Source organism: Pseudomonas sp. D47 (assembly GCF_045447305.1).
Taxonomy (GTDB): Bacteria; Pseudomonadota; Gammaproteobacteria; order Pseudomonadales; family Pseudomonadaceae; genus Aquipseudomonas.
In genome coordinates, this window is sequence record NZ_JBJGXU010000135.1 from 1 (window position 1) to 3,041 (window position 3,041).

Annotated in this window: 1 rRNA gene; it reads left to right on the top strand. The window is 51.3% G+C overall.

Annotation, left to right across the window (positions count from 1 at the left end):
* The first annotated feature begins 103 nt into the window (after positions 1 to 103).
* Positions 104 to 2,995: ribosomal RNA gene (locus tag ACI77I_RS31815) — 23S ribosomal RNA — on the top strand.
* Positions 2,996 to 3,041 lie beyond the last annotated feature (46 nt).

The window sequence follows — 3,041 nt, forward strand, 5'->3', positions numbered from 1 at the left end:
GGATCAGGCTAAGGTAAAATTTGTGAGTTACTCGTAATTGAGTATTATCGAATTTTCGGCGAATGTTGTCTTCACAGTATAACCAGATTGCTTGGGGTTATATGGTCAAGTGAAGAAGCGCATACGGTGGATGCCTTGGCAGTCAGAGGCGATGAAAGACGTGGTAGCCTGCGAAAAGCTTCGGGGAGTCGGCAAACAGACTTTGATCCGGAGATGTCTGAATGGGGGAACCCAGCCATCATAAGATGGTTACCTTACACTGAATACATAGGTGTAAGGGGCGAACCAGGGGAACTGAAACATCTAAGTACCCTGAGGAAAAGAAATCAACCGAGATTCCCTTAGTAGTGGCGAGCGAACGGGGACTAGCCCTTAAGTGGCTTTGAGATTAGCGGAACGCTCTGGAAAGTGCGGCCATAGTGGGTGATAGCCCTGTACGCGAAAATCTCTTAGTCATGAAATCGAGTAGGACGGAGCACGAGAAACTTTGTCTGAATATGGGGGGACCATCCTCCAAGGCTAAATACTACTGACTGACCGATAGTGAACTAGTACCGTGAGGGAAAGGCGAAAAGAACCCCGGAGAGGGGAGTGAAATAGATCCTGAAACCGTATGCGTACAAGCAGTGGGAGCCCACTTTGTTGGGTGACTGCGTACCTTTTGTATAATGGGTCAGCGACTTATTTTCAGTGGCGAGCTTAACCGAATAGGGGAGGCGTAGCGAAAGCGAGTCTTAATAGGGCGTCTAGTCGCTGGGAATAGACCCGAAACCGGGCGATCTATCCATGGGCAGGTTGAAGGTTGGGTAACACTAACTGGAGGACCGAACCGACTACCGTTGAAAAGTTAGCGGATGACCTGTGGATCGGAGTGAAAGGCTAATCAAGCTCGGAGATAGCTGGTTCTCCTCGAAAGCTATTTAGGTAGCGCCTCATGTATCACTGTAGGGGGTAGAGCACTGTTTCGGCTAGGGGGTCATCCCGACTTACCAAACCGATGCAAACTCCGAATACCTACAAGTGCCGAGCATGGGAGACACACGGCGGGTGCTAACGTCCGTCGTGAAAAGGGAAACAACCCAGACCGTCAGCTAAGGTCCCAAAGTTATGGTTAAGTGGGAAACGATGTGGGAAGGCTTAGACAGCTAGGAGGTTGGCTTAGAAGCAGCCACCCTTTAAAGAAAGCGTAATAGCTCACTAGTCGAGTCGGCCTGCGCGGAAGATGTAACGGGGCTCAAACCATACACCGAAGCTACGGGTATCACTTAGGTGATGCGGTAGAGGAGCGTTCTGTAAGCCTGTGAAGGTGAGTTGAGAAGCTTGCTGGAGGTATCAGAAGTGCGAATGCTGACATGAGTAACGACAATGGGTGTGAAAAACACCCACGCCGAAAGACCAAGGTTTCCTGCGCAACGTTAATCGACGCAGGGTTAGTCGGTCCCTAAGGCGAGGCTGAAAAGCGTAGTCGATGGAAAACAGGTTAATATTCCTGTACTTCTGGTTATTGCGATGGAGGGACGGAGAAGGCTAGGCCAGCTTGGCGTTGGTTGTCCAAGTTTAAGGTGGTAGGCTGGAATCTTAGGTAAATCCGGGATTCTAAGGCCGAGAGCTGATGACGAGTTAACTTTTAGTTAACGAAGTGGTTGATGCCATGCTTCCAAGAAAAGCTTCTAAGCTTCAGGTAACCAGGAACCGTACCCCAAACCGACACAGGTGGTTGGGTAGAGAATACCAAGGCGCTTGAGAGAACTCGGGTGAAGGAACTAGGCAAAATGGCACCGTAACTTCGGGAGAAGGTGCGCCGGTGAGGGTGAAGGACTTGCTCCGTAAGCTCATGCCGGTCGAAGATACCAGGCCGCTGCGACTGTTTATTAAAAACACAGCACTCTGCAAACACGAAAGTGGACGTATAGGGTGTGACGCCTGCCCGGTGCCGGAAGGTTAATTGATGGGGTTAGCTAACGCGAAGCTCTTGATCGAAGCCCCGGTAAACGGCGGCCGTAACTATAACGGTCCTAAGGTAGCGAAATTCCTTGTCGGGTAAGTTCCGACCTGCACGAATGGCGTAACGATGGCGGCGCTGTCTCCACCCGAGACTCAGTGAAATTGAAATCGCTGTGAAGATGCAGTGTATCCGCGGCTAGACGGAAAGACCCCGTGAACCTTTACTATAGCTTTGCACTGGACTTTGAATTTGCTTGTGTAGGATAGGTGGGAGGCTTTGAAGCGTGGACGCCAGTTCGCGTGGAGCCAACCTTGAAATACCACCCTGGCAACTTTGAGGTTCTAACTCAGGTCCGTTATCCGGATCGAGGACAGTGTATGGTGGGTAGTTTGACTGGGGCGGTCTCCTCCTAAAGAGTAACGGAGGAGTACGAAGGTGCGCTCAGACCGGTCGGAAATCGGTCGTAGAGTATAAAGGCAAAAGCGCGCTTGACTGCGAGACAGACACGTCGAGCAGGTACGAAAGTAGGTCTTAGTGATCCGGTGGTTCTGTATGGAAGGGCCATCGCTCAACGGATAAAAGGTACTCCGGGGATAACAGGCTGATACCGCCCAAGAGTTCATATCGACGGCGGTGTTTGGCACCTCGATGTCGGCTCATCACATCCTGGGGCTGAAGCCGGTCCCAAGGGTATGGCTGTTCGCCATTTAAAGTGGTACGCGAGCTGGGTTTAGAACGTCGTGAGACAGTTCGGTCCCTATCTGCCGTGGACGTTTGAGATTTGAGAGGGGCTGCTCCTAGTACGAGAGGACCGGAGTGGACGAACCTCTGGTGTTCCGGTTGTCACGCCAGTGGCATTGCCGGGTAGCTATGTTCGGAATAGATAACCGCTGAAAGCATCTAAGCGGGAAACTAGCCTCAAGATGAGATCTCACTGGGACCTTGAGTCCCCTGAAGGGCCGTCGAAGACTACGACGTTGATAGGTTGGGTGTGTAAGCGCTGTGAGGCGTTGAGCTAACCAATACTAATTGCCCGTGAGGCTTGACCATATAACACCCAAGCAATTTGACTACTTCGGACTTGGAAACAAGTAGA